This window comes from Thioalkalivibrio sp. ALJ12, from assembly GCF_000378305.1.
Classification (GTDB): Bacteria; Pseudomonadota; Gammaproteobacteria; order Ectothiorhodospirales; family Ectothiorhodospiraceae; genus Thioalkalivibrio.
The window spans coordinates 113,752-132,926 of record NZ_KB899538.1 but is presented as its reverse complement, the minus strand read 5'-3'; the positions used below and the strand labels follow the sequence as shown (position 1 = coordinate 132,926).

21 protein-coding genes and 1 tRNA gene are annotated in these 19,175 nt (G+C 66.4%); 11 read left to right on the top strand and 11 right to left on the bottom strand.

Annotated features, from left to right (window positions below; all coding sequences use genetic code 11):
* Positions 1–34 precede the first annotated feature (34 nt).
* The 4 genes from F467_RS0100655 to F467_RS0100640 all read left to right on the top strand — a co-directional run bounded on the left by F467_RS0100655 (position 35) and on the right by F467_RS0100640 (position 3,269).
* Positions 35–340 carry a ferredoxin gene (locus F467_RS0100655; protein WP_018138908.1) on the top strand — a complete coding sequence of 102 codons (306 nt, stop codon included), beginning with the start codon at positions 35–37 and terminating at the stop codon, positions 338–340.
* 60 nt (positions 341–400) lie between these two features.
* Positions 401–477: transfer RNA gene (locus tag F467_RS0100650), tRNA-Met, on the top strand.
* 141 nt (positions 478–618) lie between these two features.
* The gene (locus tag F467_RS0100645; RefSeq protein WP_018138909.1) at positions 619–828 is read left to right on the top strand and encodes a hypothetical protein; all 210 of its coding nucleotides are present in this window, start codon (positions 619–621) and stop codon (positions 826–828) included.
* A 209-nt stretch (positions 829–1,037) separates the two neighbouring features.
* Complete coding sequence (locus tag F467_RS0100640; protein ID WP_018138910.1) at positions 1,038–3,269, top strand: hypothetical protein; 2,232 nt, start codon at positions 1,038–1,040, stop codon at positions 3,267–3,269.
* A 43-nt stretch (positions 3,270–3,312) separates the two neighbouring features.
* Here F467_RS0100640 and F467_RS0100635 read toward each other — a convergent pair whose 3' ends face one another.
* From F467_RS0100635 to F467_RS0100625, 3 genes are read right to left on the bottom strand one after another with little or no spacing between them, the layout of a single operon-like run.
* Positions 3,313–4,326, bottom strand: coding sequence for a M14 family metallopeptidase (locus F467_RS0100635; protein WP_018138911.1), 1,014 nt, complete (start codon positions 4,324–4,326; stop codon positions 3,313–3,315).
* 8 nt (positions 4,327–4,334) lie between these two features.
* Entirely contained in the window at positions 4,335–5,771 is a 1,437-nt protein-coding gene (locus F467_RS0100630; protein WP_018138912.1) for a glutamate--cysteine ligase GCS2, read from the bottom strand.
* 2 nt (positions 5,772–5,773) lie between these two features.
* On the bottom strand, positions 5,774–6,217 hold the full coding sequence (locus F467_RS0100625; protein WP_012983666.1) for a hypothetical protein: 444 nt from the start codon (positions 6,215–6,217) through the stop codon (positions 5,774–5,776).
* Positions 6,218–6,361: 144 nt separating this feature from the next.
* Here F467_RS0100625 and F467_RS0100620 point away from each other — a divergent pair, with 144 nt between their 5' ends.
* The 3 genes from F467_RS0100620 to F467_RS0100610 are packed head-to-tail and all read left to right on the top strand — an operon-like array spanning position 6,362 to position 8,256.
* A complete protein-coding gene (locus F467_RS0100620; RefSeq protein WP_012983665.1) occupies positions 6,362–6,922 on the top strand; it encodes an RNA polymerase sigma factor in 561 nt (186 codons plus the stop codon).
* A complete protein-coding gene (locus tag F467_RS0100615) occupies positions 6,915–7,727 on the top strand; it encodes a hypothetical protein (RefSeq protein WP_018138913.1) in 813 nt (270 codons plus the stop codon). Before F467_RS0100620 ends, F467_RS0100615 begins: the two co-directional genes overlap by 8 nt.
* A gap of 40 nt (positions 7,728–7,767) precedes the next feature.
* The gene (locus F467_RS0100610) at positions 7,768–8,256 is read left to right on the top strand and encodes a DsrE family protein (RefSeq protein ID WP_018138914.1); all 489 of its coding nucleotides are present in this window, start codon (positions 7,768–7,770) and stop codon (positions 8,254–8,256) included.
* On the opposite strand, the gene murU is transcribed toward F467_RS0100610, so the two are convergent.
* Genes murU through F467_RS0100595 form a run of 3 tightly spaced genes read right to left on the bottom strand, consistent with a single transcriptional unit; the run spans position 8,241 to position 10,713 of the window.
* The gene (gene murU, locus F467_RS0100605; RefSeq protein WP_012983662.1) at positions 8,241–8,933 is read right to left on the bottom strand and encodes an N-acetylmuramate alpha-1-phosphate uridylyltransferase MurU; all 693 of its coding nucleotides are present in this window, start codon (positions 8,931–8,933) and stop codon (positions 8,241–8,243) included. The two genes, F467_RS0100610 and murU, sit on opposite strands and share 16 nt — an antisense overlap.
* Positions 8,933–9,919, bottom strand: a complete 987-nt coding sequence (locus tag F467_RS0100600) for an aminoglycoside phosphotransferase family protein (RefSeq protein WP_012983661.1) — start codon at positions 9,917–9,919, stop codon at positions 8,933–8,935. Before F467_RS0100600 ends, murU begins: the two co-directional genes overlap by 1 nt.
* Entirely contained in the window at positions 9,916–10,713 is a 798-nt protein-coding gene (locus F467_RS0100595; protein ID WP_018138915.1) for a phosphodiesterase, read from the bottom strand. Before F467_RS0100595 ends, F467_RS0100600 begins: the two co-directional genes overlap by 4 nt.
* Positions 10,714–10,854: 141 nt before the next feature.
* Here F467_RS0100595 and dksA point away from each other — a divergent pair, with 141 nt between their 5' ends.
* Together dksA and F467_RS0100585 are read left to right on the top strand one after the other, a co-directional pair.
* On the top strand, positions 10,855–11,280 hold the full coding sequence (gene dksA / locus F467_RS0100590; protein ID WP_012983659.1) for an RNA polymerase-binding protein DksA: 426 nt from the start codon (positions 10,855–10,857) through the stop codon (positions 11,278–11,280).
* 42 nt (positions 11,281–11,322) lie between these two features.
* Complete coding sequence (locus F467_RS0100585; RefSeq protein WP_012983658.1) at positions 11,323–12,201, top strand: sterol desaturase family protein; 879 nt, start codon at positions 11,323–11,325, stop codon at positions 12,199–12,201.
* A gap of 27 nt (positions 12,202–12,228) precedes the next feature.
* On the opposite strand, the gene argA is transcribed toward F467_RS0100585, so the two are convergent.
* The 3 genes from argA to F467_RS0100570 all read right to left on the bottom strand — a co-directional run bounded on the left by argA (position 12,229) and on the right by F467_RS0100570 (position 14,436).
* Positions 12,229–13,470, bottom strand: a complete 1,242-nt coding sequence (argA, locus tag F467_RS0100580) for an amino-acid N-acetyltransferase (protein ID WP_018138916.1) — start codon at positions 13,468–13,470, stop codon at positions 12,229–12,231.
* 207 nt (positions 13,471–13,677) lie between these two features.
* On the bottom strand, positions 13,678–14,148 hold the full coding sequence (locus tag F467_RS0100575) for a DUF192 domain-containing protein (protein WP_018138917.1): 471 nt from the start codon (positions 14,146–14,148) through the stop codon (positions 13,678–13,680).
* Between the two features lie 15 nt (positions 14,149–14,163).
* Positions 14,164–14,436 (bottom strand): heavy-metal-associated domain-containing protein, encoded by a 273-nt coding sequence (locus F467_RS0100570; RefSeq protein WP_012983655.1) that lies wholly within the window; start codon positions 14,434–14,436, stop codon positions 14,164–14,166.
* Between the two features lie 82 nt (positions 14,437–14,518).
* Here F467_RS0100570 and ilvD point away from each other — a divergent pair, with 82 nt between their 5' ends.
* Together ilvD and radC are read left to right on the top strand one after the other, a co-directional pair.
* Positions 14,519–16,372: a dihydroxy-acid dehydratase gene (gene ilvD / locus F467_RS0100565; RefSeq protein ID WP_018138918.1), complete on the top strand. Its 1,854-nt coding sequence runs from the start codon at positions 14,519–14,521 to the stop codon at positions 16,370–16,372.
* 186 nt (positions 16,373–16,558) lie between these two features.
* Positions 16,559–17,230, top strand: a complete 672-nt coding sequence (gene radC / locus F467_RS0100560) for a DNA repair protein RadC (protein ID WP_020404936.1) — start codon at positions 16,559–16,561, stop codon at positions 17,228–17,230.
* Between the two features lie 7 nt (positions 17,231–17,237).
* Here radC and F467_RS0100555 read toward each other — a convergent pair whose 3' ends face one another.
* Positions 17,238–18,461: a DUF418 domain-containing protein gene (locus tag F467_RS0100555; protein ID WP_018138920.1), complete on the bottom strand. Its 1,224-nt coding sequence runs from the start codon at positions 18,459–18,461 to the stop codon at positions 17,238–17,240.
* Positions 18,462–18,596: 135 nt separating this feature from the next.
* Entirely contained in the window at positions 18,597–19,175 is a 579-nt protein-coding gene (locus F467_RS0100550) for a YMGG-like glycine zipper-containing protein (protein ID WP_018138921.1), read from the bottom strand.

Below are 19,175 nucleotides of genomic sequence, written 5' to 3'. Positions count from 1 at the left end.
GCTATGATGCGCTGATCGAATGACGGAGCACACGATGGGCTACTACGAACGCCACATCTTCTTCTGCACCAATTGCCGCGAAGACGGCAACTGCTGCGAGGACCACGGGGCGACCGAGATGCGCGCCTACGCGAAGGATCGCGCCAAGGCGATGGGGATCCACGGCAAGGGGCAGGTGCGGGTCAATACCGCCGGCTGCCTGGACCGTTGCAACGAGGGCCCGATCGCCGTCGTGTATCCCGAGGGTGTCTGGTACACCTATCACGACGAGCACGATATCGACGAGATCCTCGAGGAGCACCTGAAGAACGGACGGGTGGTGGAGCGCCTGCAGATCTGACCCGCTTCGCGCATCTACTTGACTTTGGGTGGGCAGCTCCGGAGAATTCGCAACCCGCGTGGCTACGTAGCTCAGCTGGTTAGAGCACATCACTCATAATGATGGGGTCCCCTGTTCGAATCAGGGCGTAGCCACCACCGTCTTCCCGAAAGGGGCTGCTTCTGCAGCCCCTTTTTTGTTCTGGGGGGGCTGCGCCGGTTTGTTGCTGGTCTTTCAGGGCTCGGCTAGACTGCGCCCCGGCCGTCCCGGCTCATTGGGACCAACATCGGACGAACTCCATGAAACGTTACGGAATCCGCATCCGCCTGCCGGAAGGCAGCACCATGGCCATGCCGCACCTGCTGGGGCCCGACTGGGAGTCCTATCGCTGGTATGACAGCGAGCAGGCGCGCGAAAAGGCCCTGGCCGACATGCAGCGTGATCTGCCGAATTACCGCAAGGGTGATCATGTCTCCCAGGTGCTCGAGCGCGTCGAGCGCGACGGCTGAGTTTTCCAAGACGATGCTTCCCCGTGTCGTCCGTCTTTAGTATGACGACCCGCCGGCCCGTCGAACGCTTCTGCATCGCGTGATACTCCGCCATACGTGGCCGGTCGGCCCGTGCCTCCTGTCTGGTTGAAACCCCGCCCTCGCCATGCTTTAGTGCGAGGCGCAAGGAACCAGCGCTCATTTTTGGCGATTCATACAGGAGTACAGGCATGTCCACGTCCAACCCCAGCGATACCACGCCGGAGAACCCGCCCGAGGATGCGGACAACGTCCTGACTGAAGGGGTCGTGGCGCCACCGTCGCGGCCGCGCATGGCCATGCCGGCCGCGGGTGCCAGTCGCGCGTCGATGCGCACCACCCAGGATCGCGCAGAACCGCACTACTTTACCGAGCGCGACCTCGACCGGATCCTCGAAAATCTCGATCACCTGCGCAGCACGGTATTCCCGCGACTGACCAAGGGGAGCGCCGCCGACGAACACAAGCAGCAGTGCTTCCCGTCCGTGTGCCTGATCGGTGTTGGCCGGTGCGGCTCCAACGTCGCCCTCGATGTGGCGGCGCTGGTTCACAGCGCGCGCTCGGAATACATGCGCGAGCTGGACAACGAAGAAAATGGTGGCCGCGAGAAGGAGATGCGGCCGCTGCGCTGGATTCGCAAGAGCCTGAACCTGCCGCCGTCCAATGCGGTGAAGCCGGTATTCCTGATCGAGCCGATGGTGATGCTGGGCGATCTCGACAAGGACATCGAGGGGCGCATCCGCTTCTCCAGTCGTGCAGGGCAGGACAACTTCATCGATAACTACAACAAGATGAAGATCATGGATCTGTCCGAGGTGCATGCCGGCGGGGCCGGTAACGCGCCGATCCTGGGCCAGTACCTGGCGCGCATCATCCTGAACAAGGACACCGATCAGTTCTCCAACGAGGACTGGAAGTTCATCCACTCCTATCTGATCGATTCCTGCGGGATCAAGGCCAACCAGTCGCGGCTGTACTTCTACATCTTCAGCGCCGGCGGCGGTACGGGCTCCGGCATGGCCTCGGAATTCGGGCTGGCGCAACAGTACTCCTACATGCGCAAGACCTTCGACCCGAAGCTGGAAAAGCGCGACAAGGCCAACCGCGACCACTCGTTCGTGTTCGAGCCGATCTTTGCCGCCGGTATCTGCATCCTGCCGAACATCCAGGACAACCGGGTGGAGATGTCCGAGGCGCTGCACATCAATGCCGGGCGCCTGCTGTGCAAGTATCTCGCGGAGGAATGGGATTTCTCCTACAACTTCGAGGCCGAGGAGACCCGCGACGAGGACATGATGCATCGCATCCGCCCCTGGAACGCGATGATGCTGATCTCCAACGACATCATGCGCTACGCGGAGGAGACCGACGACGGCAATATCCGCAACGTCGATGTCAACGCCATGGAGAAGTACGCCAACCAGTACATCTCCCAGCAGATCTTCAACATCCTGACCGCGCAGGCGGTCACCACGGACTACGATGAAGACTACTTCCGCCGTGCGGGGGTCGACATCGGCGAGACGATCCGCCTGGATGCGAACGATCTCTTCATGAGCCTGGCGGGGCCGGTGGCCGTGGCCTACGCGGAGTCCGAGGTGGCGACCGGCGAGCAGGCCCCGGTCGGGCAGGGTTCGCTGGATATCGATGACCTGTTTTATCGCTCCATCGATCTGCCGCATTTCAACAAGCAGACCGAGGCGATCGAGGGCATCAGCCTGCTGCCGATCGATGCCCCGCGCTACCGCGAGGCCTTGAAGAAATACAAGGAGTCGAGCATGGACGCGGTCCATCTGCGCGACCTGCACTTCTTCAAGAACTGCTCGTCTATCGTCACGATCCTGTCGCTGCCCAAGGACTACAAGCTGTCCTACATGGACCTGAACCGGCTGAAGACGCACCTGAACGGGCTGTTCCCGAACACCACGCTCAAGCGCTACGCCCTGGTCATCGGGGCCTCGGCCAACCTGTCGCTGACCACCCTGGTGGTGAAGAGCCCCTGCCTGTCGGACGACTTCCTGACCCTGTTCGTTGCCTACATCAAGCGCTGCTTCGCCAATGACAAGACCCGCTTCGATGACACCCTCGACCATGCGGTTCTGGACCTGATCCGGGCCGAGGAATTCGACGAACAGCGCGTGGACGACATGCTCAACGAGTTCGAGAACCCGACGCGCATCCTTGATACCAATTGGTACGCGATCAAACCGATGTACGAGAAAAAATATCGCGAGATGTGCAGCGACGAGCAGAGCTTCGTCTCGATCAATGACATCCGGCTGAGTCGAGAGAACGTCAAGCAGGCGATTCGCTATCTGCGCGAAATCTACCGCCACCGCACCAGCAAGACGCAGATCATCAGCCTGAACGACGGCAAGACCGGTACGACTGCGACCAAGCGCCGGACCAGCAGCAAGAAGTAAGAATGTTGGGGCTGCCCCTGAGGCGTCAGGGGCAGAGCGCTCGTCAAGGCAGGGCCAGGGGCTCCATCAGGTAGCACAGGCAATCCTGTGCGATTACCCGTGAATCCAGCGTCAGCATCGACGGCATCGCCGCGCGCTTGAGCTGGATCTCGTCGCCATGCGTCTCCAGATATTGAGCGGTCACCTCGCTTCCGTCCTCGGCAATCGCGACCAGCGGGCTGTCGACCTCGGGGCGGATATGCACCAGTGTCGAGCGGGCCGGGAGCAACTGGAAGTTCAGGCGGTCCAGGTCGGGTTCGAGCCGGACATCGTGCTGGGCGTCCAGCCCGGCCTGCAGCCCGGGTCGTACGCGCACCTGGGCCACGGTGTGGAAGATCTCGATATCGCCGGCGCGTGGCGGATGCTCCGGAAAGTGATCCAGGTGCAGCACGGCGTCGAGCATCTCGAAGGCGTGCTGGATGCCTGACTCGTCATTCGGCGGGCCACATTCCAGCGTCACCGAGGGGGCGATACGCGCCAGGGCCATCGAGGCGACGCCGCGCGGGCGCGTGAAGTAAACCACTGTGCGCCCGAACAGCGCCGCCAGGTTCATGAAGGCCGGGTCCAGGCGGTTGATGCAGGCGTAATGTGGGTTGCGCCCGGTGTTGTTGTGCAAATCGACCGCGGCGAACAGCCCGCGCTGTTCCAGGCGGCGACAGACCTCGGCGAAGCGCTCGGCCTCCGGCGATCCCGCCTGCTCGGTACCGGGCCAGATGCGATTGAAGTCCGGTTGCTCGTCGAGATGGCGCTGGCTGACGGCCGCGGCGCGCGGGTTGCCGATGATCAGCGTCAGTGCCCGTGGCAGGGGCTTCCCGGTGTAGTGTCGCAGCAGCTGCTGGACCGCCTGCAGGCCCACGGGCTCGTTGCCGTGCAGCAGAAGGACGACCGCGACCGCCGGGCTGCGTTGCCCCTCCAGGTGGATCAGGGTGGGCTCCGGTACGCACTCGTGCAGGTTCTGCGGGGTGGCGTCGAGAAAGCCATCAGGCAGTTCGTGGAGTTCGGGAAGGTCTTGGGTCATGGGTCGAATCAGAGTCCCCAGGTGTGGACCGGCGAGCCGGTGTTTTGCCAGCCGCGATAGGCGCGCACGAGGCCGGACCAGTCCCGACCATGACGCTCGACCCAGTCGCGCTGCCACTGGGTCCCGGTCTGCCGCGTGGCCGTGCGCGCCGCGATAATTCCGAGCAGGCTGTTGGCCTCGGCGGGGTCCACGCCCAGACGCTCGAGTCCCGCGGCGGCCCGCGGCAGCAGGTGCCGCCGAATCAGCCGGGGGGCCGGCTCCGGCTCCGCGTGTCCCCAGCGCAGTCTGGCATCCAGCCCGTAGCGCGCGGCATTGTAGAAGTTGTCGCGTGCCTCCGAGAAGGGTGTGCCCAGCGTGCCGTCGGGCGATTCGTGGATCAGGTGTTCGGTCAGTCCCATCGCGAACGCCGTGTTCGCCAGCATGTCGATCAGCGTGGGCCCGGCCGGCAGACAGCGGAACTCCAGCCGCAGGTTGCGGTGGCCGCGGTCGTCGACGCCCACGATGGGGCGCGTCCAGCGCCAGATCGTCCCGTTGTGCAGGGCCAGATGGCGCAGCTCCCGCGACGGGGCATCGAGCCTGGCCGGCAACAGCACCGGAAAGTGCTCCAGATTCTCGGTAAAGAGTTCGCCGATCGAGTGATGCAGGTACCCCGTGCCAAAGGTCACGCGTCGGATCGGGCCGCGCGCGCTGTCGGCAAAGCCACCCACCTCGACCGATTGTTCGAACACCGGGATGCGGCTCTCGCACCACAGATCATGGCCGAACACAAACGGGGTATTGCCGGCTGCGGCCAGTACCGGGGCGCTGGCCACCAGGCTGGCGTTGTAGGCGCGGTGGGCGACTGCTGGACGGGTCTCCGTGTGGACCTGGAACGAGGTGGCCAGGGCCTCCAGCATCACGTCGCGGTGGGCGTGCTGCAGATGTTCGCGCCCGACGATGTCGAGCTTGAGCGGCCGTTGTGCACGTTGTTCCAGCACCGCCGTGTTCAGTGCGCGGTAGCGCGCCTGGGGCGACATGTGGTGCAGGCCGAGGTCCCCCGGCTGGATGGTTGGGAGCGTGCCGGCCATCAGCAGCTCGGCCTGATGGTGGCGTGCGGCGCGGCGTGCCTGGCGCAGGGTCTCGTTCAGCTCCGAGAGGATCGCCGCAAAGCATCCGGGGCCTACCTGGAAGACCGACGAATTGAGCTCGAGGTTGAACTGGGCGAGTTCCAGCGTTGCCAGGGGGCTGTCCATCGATTCGAGGACCCCCTGGTTGACCGGCAGGGGGCGTCCGGCCGCATCGCAAAGCCAGGCCTCGATCTCGAACCCGAGTCGTGGCGGGACTTCGGGGCCATCCGTCTGCTGTTCCAGCCATTCGTGCAGCAGCGCCGTCTCGCGACCCAGGGCGGCGCGAAAACGCTCGTAGTCCTGTGCGTTGAAGTGCTCGTCGGCGATCTCCTGGCCCAAAGTCAGTCCTCGTCCGGCGCGTCGTCGTAGAGGCTTTCCAGGAGATCACCCCAGACCTGTTCGTGCTGTTCGAGGAAGGTCAGTAGCGCCTTGCGAAAGGCCAGGTAGTCGGCCTCGAAGGCCGCGAAATCCTCGCCTCCGTTCAGCAGCTTCGCCGCCCGGTCGGTCTGCTGCAGGCTGTCGCGCAGGTTGAGCGCGGCCGCCATCGCCCCCTTCACGCGTTCGCGCTCGTGCGGAATCCAGGCGCGGTCGGACAACAGCGACCGCAGGTTCTCGCCCAGCTCCAGCAGGCGCTTGCGCAGGCGGGGTACTGCCCCGATCGTCCCGGTCTTCAGGTCGCCCCAGACGGCATCCGTGATCAGACGTGACCAGCGCTCGCGCAGGTCACGGGTGGTCTCCGGGTCGAATGCAAAGGAGGCTTCCAGTTGTTGCGGATCGAAGGGCATTGGGTATCCTGAGGCTGGGGATTCGGGACGCAGGCCACAAAGAGAAGGGCCTGGACCGGAATAGCGCTGCGTGGGGTAGCGTCCTACAAGGTACAAGAACAAGCAAGGCCGCACGTACGGCCCTGCGGATGGAGGAAATACAACATGGCGACCTGGTTCGCACAGAGGCGGTTGCGCCAGAAGGTCTGTGACCTTCGACCGCAAATGTACCGCATGGCCTTTGCCTGGTGTCACGACGCCGCTTTGGCCGACGACCTGGTGCAGGAAGCGATGATGAAGGCCCTGACCCGGCTGAAATCGCTGCAGGACGAGAGCGCCCTGAAGGCCTGGGTGTTCCGCATCATGACCAACTGCTACCGGGACTGGGGACGGCGGCAGAAGGATACGGTGGACGTGGACAGCATGGAGCTGCCCTGCGAGGACTGTCCGGAGATGCAGACCGAACGCAACCGGATGGTGTCGGATGTCCACCGTGCGATGGCGCAGTTGAGCGCGGATCACCGACAGGTGGTGTCGCTCGTGGACCTGGAGGGGTTCGCATACGCAGAGGTCTCGGAGGTGCTGGATGTGCCGATCGGGACCGTAATGAGCCGCCTGAGCCGGGCTCGGGCGCAACTGAAAAAGGTGCTGTTGGAACAGCAGGCCGACCAGGGGCAAGCGGCTGATGGACCCCATCTTCAGGTAGTGAGGAATCGGCATGGCTGAACACCGTCTCAATGCGCAGGATCGCCCCAGCGAGGAGATTCTCAATGCGTTCGTCGATGGCGAATTCTCGCCCGAGGATCGCCTCAATACACTGAAGCTGATCTCCTCCAGCGAGCGCCTGAGCCGAGAGGTCTGCGATATGCACCAGCTCAAGGAGCTGGTGGGCATGGCCTACGAGGACCTTCCCACGGCCCAGTCAGGCGGCGGACGCTGTCGTATCTCCCGATCATCACGTACCCACTGGTTCCCGTCGATGGCGGCCGGGGTGGTGGCGCTCGTGCTGGGGTCCCTGGCGGGTTACGAGATTACGCGCGACGCCGGATTCCTCGGGAGTGGCGAACCAACCGCCTTGATTGGTGGTGATGCCGGCGAGACGGCGCTGATTGCCGGTAGCGATCAGGCCGATGGCTCCGCGCCGCAGGTCGTCGCGGCGACCGAGACTGACCAGATCCTGCTGCATATCAACGAGGCCGACCCGAAATCCATGGCCGAGCTGCTGGACGACATCGAGGCGATGTACCGCGACGCGGCGGCCGATGGTCGCGAGCTGAACGTGCAGGTCGTGGTGCACAACAACGCGATGGATTTCCTGCGCACGGACCGGGCTCCGTATCCCGAGCGGGTTGCGGCGCTCAGCCAGGAGTATGCGAGCCTGCGTTTCACGGCCTGCACCCAGACCCTCGATCGTCTGGCCCGCGAGGAGGGCGGCACGGTGGACATCCTCCCGCAGGCCGAACGGATCGATTCCGGCGTAGCCGAGGCCGCGCGCCGTCAGGCCGAAGGCTGGATCTACATCAAGGTATGATCGCGCCAGTCGCAGGTCATCCCGAGGGTTCGGCCTGGCGATGAACCCCCTCTCGTTTCTCGCGCGCCCCGGCTGGTTCCTGGCCGGGGCGCTTTTCGTACTGTCGCTGGGGGTCACCTGGGCCCTGTTCTCGTTCGAGCGAGACGGCGGCGAGACCGCTGATGCCGACGACACACTGCAGGTGGTCTATCACATCAATGCCGATGATCCGGCCTTGCACCTCAATGCCCTGCGCAACCTGCAGAACCATATCGACGGCAGTACGGTGGATCGTCTGGAGATCAAGGTCGTGATGCACGGTGGCGGGGTCAGTCTGCTGCAGCACGCCAAGGACGACCCCGACCTTCGCAGTACTGTGGACACCCTGAAGATGCAGGATGTGCGGTTCCTCGTCTGCGGCAACACCCTGGACAAGCGCGGGATCGAGCTGGACGATCTGCATGATGCCGAGCCCAAGGACCGTGTGTCCTCGGGCATTGGCGAGCTGACGCGGCTGCAGCGCGCGGGCTACACCTACATCAAGCCGTGATCCCGACTTCGGTCGATGTCCGCCTCCAGCGTCGCGAGGCGTTCGGGGGTGCCGATGTCGCGCCAGTCCCCCCTGTAGCGCTCTCCGCTCACCCGCCCGCCGCCGATGGCCTCGCGCAATAAGGGTCCCAGCGGGCGGCGCCCTTCGGGCAGGCCAGCGAACAGCGCGGGGTGATACCAGCCGATGCCGCTGAAGGTCAGCGGCGTGCCGGTATCCAGCGATACCCGCCCGCCGGACAGTCGAAAGTCGCCCTGCGGATGGTGCGGCGGGTTGTCCACCAGCACCAGGTGCGCAAGCGGGCCGCTTTCCGCGAGCGGCTGTTGGGCGGGAGGGTGGAGCGGGTGCTCACACCAGACGTCGCCATTGACCACCAGAAACGGCCCGTCGCCCAGCAGCGGCAGGGCCTGGCGGATGCCCCCCGCGGTTTCCAGCGCCCCCTCCGGTTCCTCGGAGTACAACAGTCGCGTGCCTGCGTACTCGGCCCCCAGCGCCTCGCGGATCTGTGCGCCCAGGTGTGCGGTGTTGATCACCACCGTGCGGTAGCCGGCCCGGGCCAGGCGTTCCAGGGTGTAGGCGATCAGCGGGCGTCCGGCGACCGGGAGCAGTGGCTTCGGGCAATGGTCGGTCAGCGGGCGCATGCGCTCGCCGCGTCCGGCGGCCAGGATCATCGCGCGCATCAGGCGTGCTCCCTGGCCGCATGGGCAGCGAACCAGCGGGCGACCGGCCCCAGTTCGGGGTGGCGCAGGCCCTGTTCCAGCAGTCGGTGCAGGCGCGGCAGGTGCTCCAGATAGCGGGGCTTGCCGTCGCGTTCGGCCAGGCGCACGAAGATGCCCAGGATCTTCACCGTGCGCTGCACGCCCAGCACGTGATAGTGCGCCATGAACGACGCGCGGGGCATGTCCGCGTTCGCCAGGTAGTGTTCGAGCCCGCGGGCGACCGTGTCGGCCGAGACCTCGCGGCGAGCGTCTTCCAGCAGCGAGACCACGTCATAGGCGGGACTGCCGATCACCGCATCCTGAAAGTCCAGCAGCGCGCAGGCCTGCTCGTCGCCGGGAGGCAGCATCAGATTGTCGACATGGAAATCGCGTAGCACCAGGGCGTCCGGGAGACCTGGCAGGGCCTCCAGCACCTGGTGCCAGGCGGCGTCGAACTCCGCACGCATGGCCTCCGGCATGGCGTGACCCCGCAGCCGCGGCCAGTACCAGTCCGCGTACAGGGCCGTCTCTGCCAGCAGGCGCTCGCGGTCATAGGGGGGGATGTGATCAGCGCGGCCTTGCTCGGGCCAGCGCTGATGCAGCGTGGCGAGCGTATCCAGGGCGCGCTGGTACAGCGGCCATTCGTTCGCCCCCTCGGCCAGGGCCCGGGTGAAGGTGCGGTCCCCCAGGTCCTCCAGCAGCACAAAGCCCGAGTCGGGCTCGTGTTCCAGTACCCGGGGCGGTCGCAGCCCCAGACCCTCCAGCAGCCGGGCGATTCGTACGAAGGGCTCGGTTGCCTCGCGTTCGGGCGGGGCGTCCATGATCACGACCGACACCCCGTCCCGACGGGCTCGGAAATAGCGGCGAAAGCTCGCATCCGCCCGCAGCAGGCGCAGGTCCTCGAACGCCCCGGGCAGGGTGTCCAGCCAGTGCTGCAAGGACTGGGCGCGGGCGTCTGGCGTATTCATGCCGAAGGTTCCATGGCGATGCGGGTCCCCGGTACGCGGACCACCTGCGTATCGAATCGCCCATCCGGGTGCAGATCCAGAATGCGGTAGCCGGCGTCCAGGGCCGCATCCACGGCGAACTCTTCGGAGCCCGGCGTGAACTGCACGCAGGTCGACGGGCTTCCGAGGAACTCGATCGCACCCCGCCGGGCCCGGAAGTCCTGGTGGATGTGACCAAACAGGCAGGCGCGCACCTGCGGATGGCGGTCGAGCACCGCGAACAGCGCGTCCGGATCCAGCAGCCCCAGGCGATCCATCCAGACACTGCCAATGGCCACTGGCGGATGGTGCAGGGCGACGACGGTAGGGCGGTCCGGATCGGCCGACAGGCTTTTCTCCAGGCGCTCGCACTCTGACGCGTCCAGACGCCCGGCCGCCTCGCCGGGTGTGCTGGAATCCAGGCCGATCAGCTTCCAGGGCCCCAGCATCCTCTCGCCATGGACTTGACAGGTCTCGGGCTCCAGGGCGGTGCGCAGGGTCTGGCAATCGTCGTGGTTGCCGGCGAGTGCGAGCATCGGTTCGCGCCGGCTGCCCAGCAGTCGCGCCAGCCGAGCATAGGTCGCTGGTTCCGGATCCTCGGCCAGATCGCCGCTCAGGAGCAGGGCATCCGCCGCCGGCTCCCGGGGCAGGGCGCCGAGGATTCGTTCCAGCTGGGTGTCGCTGTCCGGATAGCCGGCCCGGATCGGCCCGGGCACGCGGCCCAGGTGGGTGTCACTGATCTGGATCAGGCGCTGCGTGGTGCTCATGGTGTGCATGGGTTCCCATGAAGTCCTGCGATTGTTGCGCGGCGTTTGCCGTCCGCGTGGGGAAGTGCCCTATACTGGATCGGGTGTACCTGTCGTCGTGCCGGGTCCGTTCCGACATGGGGTCGGAAGGCGGTCCGGCGAGGGGCCGATATGAGCCAAGAAGCCGAAACTATCCTGGAGTCCGGGTATCGTCCGTCCGAGGACGAACCCTACATGAATCCGCGTCAGCTGGACTACTTTCGCGCCAAGCTCGAGGCCTGGCGTGCGGAACTGATCGAGGAGTCCGAGCAGACGCTCGAGCACCTGCGCACCGAGAGCTGGCAGGAACCGGACCCCAACGACCGCGCGACTCACGAGGCCGATGCCGGGCTGGAGCTGCGCACGCGCGATCGCTACCGCAAGCTGCTGAACAAGATCGATGCGGCCCTGGCGCGTATTGATCTGGGCGAGTACGGCTACTGCGAGGAGACCGGCGAACCGATCGGTATCGCTCGCCTGGAGGCTCGTCCGATCGCGACCCTGAGCGTGGCGGCCCAGGAGGCCCATGAACGCAACGAGGCGCGCTTCGGTCAGTAGGCAGGGGCGCGACCGCGCCTGAAGCGAACGCAGGGCACACACATGGCGGACTGGTTTCTGGCGCAGGAGCCGATCATTCGGGTCGGCATCCTGCTGTCCGTTCTGGCGATCATGGCGACCTGGGAGATCCTGGGGCCGCGACGTCCCCTGTCGGTGGGCAAGGCCTATCGCTGGTCGAATAACTGGGGCGTGGTGATTACCGGCACGCTGCTGACCCGGTTCCTGTTCCCGGCGGGGCTGGTGGGCCTGGGGCTGTTCGTCGAGACCCAGGGCTGGGGGCTGCTGCAGATGCTGGACCTGCCCTTCTGGCTGGTCGTGCTGATCGCGGTCGTGGTCCTCGATTTCGCGATCTGGGCCCAGCACGTGATGTTTCATGCCGTCCCGTCGCTGTGGCGGCTGCACCGCATGCACCATGCGGATCTCGACTTCGACGTGACCACCGGCCTGCGCTTCCACCCGCTGGAAATTGTGCTGTCGTTCGGTATCAAGGCCATGGTGGTGGTCGCAATCGGCGCCCCGGCACTGGCGGTGCTGATCTTCGAGGTGATCCTCAGCTCGCTGGCCCTGTTCAACCACTCCAACGTGCGCATGCCGGCCGCGGTGGACCGGGTGCTGCGCTGGTTCATCGTCACGCCGGACTTCCACCGCGTCCACCATTCCTGGTATCCGCACGAGACCAACTCGAACTTCGGATTCAACCTCTCGCTCTGGGACCGGATCATGGGGACCTACCGCGCGCAGCCGCAGGACGGGCATGACGGGATGACGATTGGGCTGAACCAGTTCCGCGACCCCGCCTGGGAGCGGCTCGATCGCATGCTGATCCAGCCATTCGTCGGGCCCGCCGACAGCTATCCGATCAATCGCCGCCCAGAGACCGAGGGGGATTCGCGGGAGGAGGTCACCCGCCGCCGGCGCTGATGGCGCGGTTGCGGCGGGCGGCCGGGGTCAGGGCTGGAGCCGTTTCGTGTAGACCCGGGAGTTTCGCGCCTGGTTGTAGTGCGCGCGCCGCTCGGGCGGCAGATCGTCGACCTTTCCGGTCGTGTAGCCGCGCTCCTGGAACCACTGCGCGGTGCGGGTCGTCAGCACGAACAGCTGCCGTGCGCCCTGTTCCCGCGCCAGTGACTCCATGGCCGCCAGCAGGCGGTCGCCCCGTCCGCTGCCGCGATAGTCGGCGTGCAGAGCCAGGCAGGCGATCTCCGCCGCTTGTTCGCCAAACGGATACAGCGCGGCGGTGCCGATGATCAGACCGTCGACATCCAGCACCTGGAAGCGCTCGATTTCCAGCTCCAGGTGCTCGCGTGCACGATGGACCAGGATGCCCTCGGCCTCCAGCGGCTGCAGCAGGGCATGGATACCGCCGACATCGTCGATCGTTGCCTGACGCAGCCGCTCCAGCGGTTCGCGCGAGACCAGCGTGCCGATCCCCTGGCGGGTGAACAGCTCGATCAGCAGCCCGCCATCGTCATGGCGGTCCACCAGGTGGACGCGCATCTCGCGCTGGCGGCAGGCATCGATCGCGCTCTTGAGGTGATTGGCCAGCTCCTCCGGCAGATCGTCCGATTCCGCCAGGAGCCGTTCCGCGGCGGGCACGGTCAGCTGGCCCAGGACCCCGTGTTGTGGATCGCGCAGGACCCCCGCCTCGGTCAGGAAGATCAGCTTGTCCGCGTTCAGGGCGATCGCGACCTGGGTTGCCACGTCCTCGCCGGAGAGGTTGAACACCTCGCCGGTGGGCGAGTACCCCAGCGGCGAAACCAGCGCCACCTGATCCTGGTCCAGCAGGTTGCGCAGGGCCTCGGTATCGACCCCGCGCACCTCGCCGGTGTAGTGAAAGTCCACGCCGCCACGCACGCCAAGCGGGCGCGCGGTGACGAAATTGCCGCTGGCCACGCGCAGCCGTGCATTGCCGGTGCCCGGCTGCCCCAGGCTGCGCGACAGCAGGCCCTCGATCTGCAGGCGCAGCCGGCCGACTGCATCCAGTACCGCCTCCAGCGCCGGCGCGTCGGTGACTCGCAGGCCCTCCGCGTACTGCGGCGTCAGGCCGCTCTCGGCCAGTCGGGCCTCGATCTGGGGGCGCACGCCATAGACCAGCACCACACGCACACCGAGCGCGTGCAGTTTGGCGATATCGCGCATCAGCTCCGGGAATTCCGGTGCCAGCGCAGCCTCGCCGGCCAGGGCGATGACCATGGTTCGACCCCGGTGCGCGGCGATATACGGCACCGCCCCGCGGAACCAGTCGAGTTCCGAGGGGTGCGGGGCGGCCCGGGTTTCACTGGGTGCGCCGGGCGTGGCACTGGCGGTGGCGGGAGGGTTCACGGGCGTGTCCGCGCGCGGATGGGCTTGTCGGACAGTGTAGGGAAAGCACGCGGTGGGCGCATCAGTGTGAGATTTGAGCTATTTCTTGCCCAGTGCGCGCGGGAGATCGTCGATCCGGTCGCCGGCGCTGACATCGTTTTCCGCGAACCAGCCCGCGTTGACCTCCAGCGCATAGAGCACGTCGCGTTTGGCTTCGTGCAGGGTGGTGGTCTGTGGCTCCATGGTCTCGATGCTGGTGATGCGGTAGTCGGTGTCGATAAACGCGACGTCCAGCGGGATGTAGGTGTTGCGCATCCACATCGCGTAGCGAGCCGGTCGATCCCAGACGAACAGCATCCCCTGGTCGTCGGCCAGTTCCTCGCGGTGCATCAGGCCCTGCCGGCGGGCGGGCTCGTCGGCGGCGATCTCCACGCTAAGCGTCCGCTCGCCGACCGTGAGCTCGGTGACGGGCAGGCCGGACTCGGCCTGGGTCGCGCCCCACAGCAGCAGGACCCCCAGCAAAGCCGCGCCCGCCACGAGGGCGGGCGCGATACGCGAGACTGCACGCATGCCGTCCGTTGCCGGCTAGTCGCCGCTCATGCGCCCCACGGCGCAGCTGGCGAAGGACTTGGCCTTGGCGCTGGCGGAACGCAGACCGGAGACCGAGCCCACCTCGGGGTAGCCCATGCTGGCCAGCTTCGCCGCGACCGCTTCGCGGGCGCTATCCGGGGCATGGACTTCCACGGCGCCGCCTTCCACATCGACCTCGGCTTCAGTGACGCCTTCGACCTGCATCAGGCCCTTGCGGATGGAGCTGGCGCAGCCGCCACATTTGATGTTCTCGACCTCGATTTTCATCAACGTTTCCTCCGGAAACTGGGGTTTGTACGACTCATTATGTACGATTCCGCATCTGCATAAACGTTCACGAGATCCGACCATGCCCGCCTATCGTTCCCGCACCACCACCCACGGCCGCAACATGGCCGGCGCCCGCGCCCTGTGGCGCGCCACCGGCATGAAGGATGGCGACTTCGGCAAGCCGATCATCGCCATCGCCAACTCCTTCACCCAGTTCGTGCCCGGGCACGTGCACCTGAAGGATCTGGGCCAGCTGGTCGCCGGCGAAGTGGAGAAGGCCGGTGGTGTGGCCAAGGAGTTCAACACCATCGCGGTGGATGACGGTATCGCGATGGGCCACGGCGGGATGCTCTATTCGCTGCCCTCGCGCGAGATTATCGCCGATTCGGTGGAGTACATGGTCAATGCCCACTGCGCCGATGCGCTGGTGTGCATCTCGAACTGCGACAAGATCACCCCGGGCATGCTGATGGCCGCGATGCGTCTGAACATCCCGGTTGTCTTCGTCTCCGGCGGCCCGATGGAGGCTGGCAAGGTGAAGCAGCCGGGTACCGACAACGTGATCCACCTGGATCTGGTGGATGCGATGGTCAAGGCCGCGGACTCCAGCGCCAGCGACGAGGAGGTGGAGGCCATCGAGCGCTCCGCCTGCCCGACCTGTGGATCCTGCTCCGGCATGTTCACCGCCAACTCGATGAACTGCCTGACCGAGGCCCTGGGCCTGTCGCTGCCGGGCAACGGCTCGCTGCTGGCCACCCATGCCGGGCGCAAGTCGCTGTTCGAACAGGCCGGTCGGCGCGTGGTCGAGCTCGCGAAGCGCTACTACGAGCAGGACGACGAATCCGTGCTGCCGCGTTCGATCGCCACCTTCGAGGCCTTCGAGAACGCGATGAGCCTGGACATCGCGATGGGCGGCTCCACCAATACCGTGCTGCATCTGCTGGCGGCCGCGCGCGAGGGCGACGTGGACTTCACCATGGCGGATATCGACCGCCTGTCGCGCAAGGTCCCGAACCTGTGCAAGGTGGCGCCGGCCACCCAGCTCTATCACATGGAGGACGTGCACCGCGCCGGTGGCGTGGTCGGCATCCTGGCCGAGCTGGACCGTGGTGGGCTGATCCACCGCGATATCCCGACGGTCCACGCCGACACCATGGGCCAGGCGCTGGAGCAGTGGGATGTGATGCGCCACGCCGCTGCCTCCGAGACCCTGTACAAGGCCGCGCCGGGCGGCGTGCCCACTCAGGTCGCGTTCAGCCAGGACAAGACCTGGGACAGCCTCGACATCGACCGCGAGAACGGCTGTATCCGCGATATCGAACATGCCTACTCCCAGGACGGCGGCCTGGCCGTGCTCTACGGCAACATGGCCCCGGACGGCTGCATCGTGAAGACCGCGGGGGTCGACGAGAGCATCCTGAAGTTCTCCGGCCCCGCGCGGGTGTTCGAGAGCCAGGACGCGGCCGTCGAGGCGATCCTCGGTGACCGCATCCAGGCGGGTGACGTCGTGATCATCCGCTACGAGGGTCCGAAGGGCGGCCCCGGCATGCAGGAGATGCTCTACCCGACCTCGTATCTGAAGTCCAAGGGGCTGGGCAAGGAATGCGCGCTGATCACCGACGGGCGCTTCTCCGGCGGTACTTCCGGGCTGTCCATCGGCCACGTCTCCCCGGAGGCCGCGCAGGGCGGCGCGATCGGCCTGATCGAGGAGGGCGACACCATCGTGATCGACATCCCCGGGCGCGAGATCCGCATCGACGTCGACGACGCCACCCTGGCAGCCCGGCGCGAGGCGATGGAGGCCCGTGGCGCGAAGGCCTGGAAGCCCGAGTCGCGGACCCGCCCGGTCACCCAGGCCCTGCGCGCCTACGCCCTGATGACGACCTCCGCCGCCTTCGGCGCGGTGCGTGATATCTCCCGCTTCGAGGACTGACCGAGGGCTACCAGCAGGGTCGTAGGATGCGTTGAGCGGCAGCGAAACGCATCATGCTTGCCATTGGTGTCCGAATCGATGCGTTTCGCTGCCGCTCAACGCATCCTACGGTTCTTCGCTACGGTCGGGATGACCGAGACGGCCTGGAACGAAAAAACCAAACGACTGAACCACAGGGAGGTGGGGATGGCGATTACCGACTGGCCCGCGGCCGAGCGCCCGCGGGAGAAGCTGATCGAACGGGGCGCGGCTGCGCTTTCGGACGCAGAGCTGCTGGCGATCTTTCTGCGCACCGGCGTGGCCGGCAAGAGCGCGGTCGATGTCGCGCGCGATCTGCTCAGCCGCTTCGGCGGGCTGCGGCCTCTATTGCAGTCCGATCAGGCGGGATTTTGCGCGGCGCCGGGGCTGGGGGATGCCAAATACGCCCAGCTCCAGGCGGTGCTCGAGATGGGTCGGCGGCACCTCGCCGCCGACCTGGAGCGTGGCGATGCGTTGACCTCGCCGACTGCCACCCGCCAGTTCCTTGCGGCGCGTCTGCGCGACTATCCCTTCGAGGTCTTCGCGGTCCTGTTCCTGGATAACCGCCATCGGGTGATCGCCTTCGAGGAGCTGTTCCGCGGCACGATTGACGGCGCCGCCGTGCACCCGCGCGAGGTCGTGCGGCGTGTGCTGCACCACAATGCGGCCGCGGTGATCCTTGCCCACAACCACCCGTCCGGGGTGGCCGAGCCCTCACGCTCGGATATCGCGATCACCCGGCGCTTGAGCGAGGCCCTGGGGCTGGTGGATGTGCGGATACTCGATCACGTGGTGATCGCCGACACCCCCGTATCCATGGCTGAACGGGGGCTGCTGTAGACCCTGGCTAGCTTGCCAGGCGCCGCCAGAGGGTCTCGATTGGCCCGGGGCCGATGTAGCGTTGCCAGAGCAGGGAGAAGGTGATCTGGAACACCCAGATCGCCAGCACGATGCCGAGCAGTTCGAGGTGCCCGAACTGCGAGAACAGGCCGAGCCCGATCCCGTAGAAGATCATCGCGGCGAGGATCGACTGGCCGATGTAGTTGGTCAGCGCGAGGCGGCCGACCGCCTCGAGGGCGCGGATGACGCCTGGCAGGATCCGCCGCCGCCCGTCGGGGTGGGCCAGCAGGATCACCAGGGCTACCCAGGCCAGGGCAATCGCGACACTGCCCCACAGGTTGGCGATGCGGCCCAGGAACATCGAGTAGCGCAGATCCCACTCCACGGCCGTGTTGAACCACAGCCCCGCCAGTACCAGCGGGATGCCGGCGCCCAGTCCGATCAGCACGACGCGCCGATAGCCGGCCAGTGACCAGGTCCCGTGAAGGAAACCGAGCCGCAGCAGGGCCATGCCGATGAACATCATCGCGAGCATCTGCCACAGGCGCTCGGAGAAGAACATCCACAGCTGCGCAGTCAGTGCACCGGTCGCCCGTTCGCCGGTCGCCGCCAGCCAGTGCAGGGACATCCGGTTGAGCTCGTCGCTGACGACATCGGCGCCGGGCTGCCAGTAGCGCTCGTTGAGCATCTGCAGCCAGTGCTCGGGGACAAGGAAGATCAGGATCGCGCTCAGCACGAGCCAGAGCGCGGTCAGCCCGCCGATCAGGGCGACCCCGAGGCCCAGCAGGGTCATCGGCGGGTGGTCGCGAAAGTGCATGGCCACCAGCCCGCACACCGCATAGGCCGCGAGGATGTCGCCGGGCCACAGGATCAGCCCGTGTGCCAGCCCGATCAGGAACAGCCAGCCCATGCGGCGGCGAAAGCGCTGCTCGAAGGTGTCGGCCGGATGGCGCGAACCCGAGGCCATCAGCACGATCCCGGCCCCGAACAGCAGGGTCAGCATGCTGATGAACTTCTCGTCCGCCAGCACGTGGACCACGACCCAGGCGATCCAGTCCGCCAGCGGGAGGGGGCCGAGAGCCATCGGATTCAGGTATTCGCTGGAGATGCGTCCGAACGACTGGATGTTCATCACCAGGATGCCGAGGATCGCGACTCCGCGCAGCACATCCAGAACGATCACGCGTTCCGGTGCGGACGGGGACGTATTGGCGGGCAGGATCCGGGCCATGGAGTGAGACATTCCGTGCTGTGCGGCCCTTCGGTAGCCGGACGGAAGGTGTGGCCGGCCGGGGCAGGGCAGGGTGGCCCTGCAGGATAGGCGATGGTGCCCGGGGGCGTTCAAGGCCCCCGGGCCAATGGTCGTTTATCCGCGGATCTCCCAGTGTCCGGGTTCGTCCGGGCAAGCCGTACCGGTGTGGCGTTCGCCGTCGATCATCATCTCGAAGTCGCGGCAGCCGCTGTCGCGAACGCGCCCCGGCGTCATGTGCACCGGCTGCCCATTGGCATTGTCCCAGTAGACGGGCTGTCCGGGCTCGGCCAGTTCCAGGGCATGTCCCATGCAGGCCTGGTCATTGCGGTCCATCTGGCGTCCGATCATGCCGCCTAGCACCGCGCCACCGGCCGCCCCGATCAGAATGGCCACCGGATCGCCGTCGCCGACCTGGTGGCCGATGACGGCGCCGGCACCGCCGCCAATCGCCGCGCCGATCGCGTCGCGGTTGCAGCGGCCGCCCATCACGCCGTAGTCGTGTTCCCAGCGGTCAACACTGTAGCCGTGGTACCCGGCATAGCCCGGGTCGTTCTGCGCGCGCCAGCCGTGGGCTGGTGCCCAGGGCGGCGGGGAGGCCAGGGTGTCGGCGGCAAAGCCGAACAGCACCGCAGCCGCGAGCGCCTTCAGGTGGGCGGGTATACCGCGTCGGGAATGATTGCGTTTCCGTGCCAT

Bases quoted from the DNA above. Each gene is read 5' to 3' on its own strand.
- F467_RS0100575 (WP_018138917.1), bottom strand. From the start codon at position 14,148: ATGCGTGCAGTCTCGCGTATCGCGCCCGCCCTCGTGGCGGGCGCGGCT.
- F467_RS0100625 (WP_012983666.1), bottom strand. From the start codon at position 6,217: ATGCCCTTCGATCCGCAACAACTGGAAGCCTCCTTTGCATTCGACCCG.
- F467_RS0100555 (WP_018138920.1), bottom strand. From the start codon at position 18,461: ATGGCCCGGATCCTGCCCGCCAATACGTCCCCGTCCGCACCGGAACGC.
- F467_RS0100600 (WP_012983661.1), bottom strand. From the start codon at position 9,919: ATGAATACGCCAGACGCCCGCGCCCAGTCCTTGCAGCACTGGCTGGAC.
- F467_RS0100635 (WP_018138911.1), bottom strand. From the start codon at position 4,326: ATGACCCAAGACCTTCCCGAACTCCACGAACTGCCTGATGGCTTTCTC.
- F467_RS0100645 (WP_018138909.1), top strand. From the start codon at position 619: ATGAAACGTTACGGAATCCGCATCCGCCTGCCGGAAGGCAGCACCATG.
- F467_RS0100550 (WP_018138921.1), bottom strand. From the start codon at position 19,175: ATGGCACGGAAACGCAATCATTCCCGACGCGGTATACCCGCCCACCTG.
- radC (WP_020404936.1), top strand. From the start codon at position 16,559: ATGGCGATTACCGACTGGCCCGCGGCCGAGCGCCCGCGGGAGAAGCTG.
- F467_RS0100655 (WP_018138908.1), top strand. From the start codon at position 35: ATGGGCTACTACGAACGCCACATCTTCTTCTGCACCAATTGCCGCGAA.
- argA (WP_018138916.1), bottom strand. From the start codon at position 13,470: ATGGTCATCGCCCTGGCCGGCGAGGCTGCGCTGGCACCGGAATTCCCG.
- F467_RS0100640 (WP_018138910.1), top strand. From the start codon at position 1,038: ATGTCCACGTCCAACCCCAGCGATACCACGCCGGAGAACCCGCCCGAG.
- F467_RS0100610 (WP_018138914.1), top strand. From the start codon at position 7,768: ATGAACCCCCTCTCGTTTCTCGCGCGCCCCGGCTGGTTCCTGGCCGGG.
- ilvD (WP_018138918.1), top strand. From the start codon at position 14,519: ATGCCCGCCTATCGTTCCCGCACCACCACCCACGGCCGCAACATGGCC.
- F467_RS0100585 (WP_012983658.1), top strand. From the start codon at position 11,323: ATGGCGGACTGGTTTCTGGCGCAGGAGCCGATCATTCGGGTCGGCATC.
- F467_RS0100615 (WP_018138913.1), top strand. From the start codon at position 6,915: ATGGCTGAACACCGTCTCAATGCGCAGGATCGCCCCAGCGAGGAGATT.
- F467_RS0100620 (WP_012983665.1), top strand. From the start codon at position 6,362: ATGGCGACCTGGTTCGCACAGAGGCGGTTGCGCCAGAAGGTCTGTGAC.
- murU (WP_012983662.1), bottom strand. From the start codon at position 8,933: ATGCGCGCGATGATCCTGGCCGCCGGACGCGGCGAGCGCATGCGCCCG.
- dksA (WP_012983659.1), top strand. From the start codon at position 10,855: ATGAGCCAAGAAGCCGAAACTATCCTGGAGTCCGGGTATCGTCCGTCC.
- F467_RS0100570 (WP_012983655.1), bottom strand. From the start codon at position 14,436: ATGAAAATCGAGGTCGAGAACATCAAATGTGGCGGCTGCGCCAGCTCC.
- F467_RS0100595 (WP_018138915.1), bottom strand. From the start codon at position 10,713: ATGCACACCATGAGCACCACGCAGCGCCTGATCCAGATCAGTGACACC.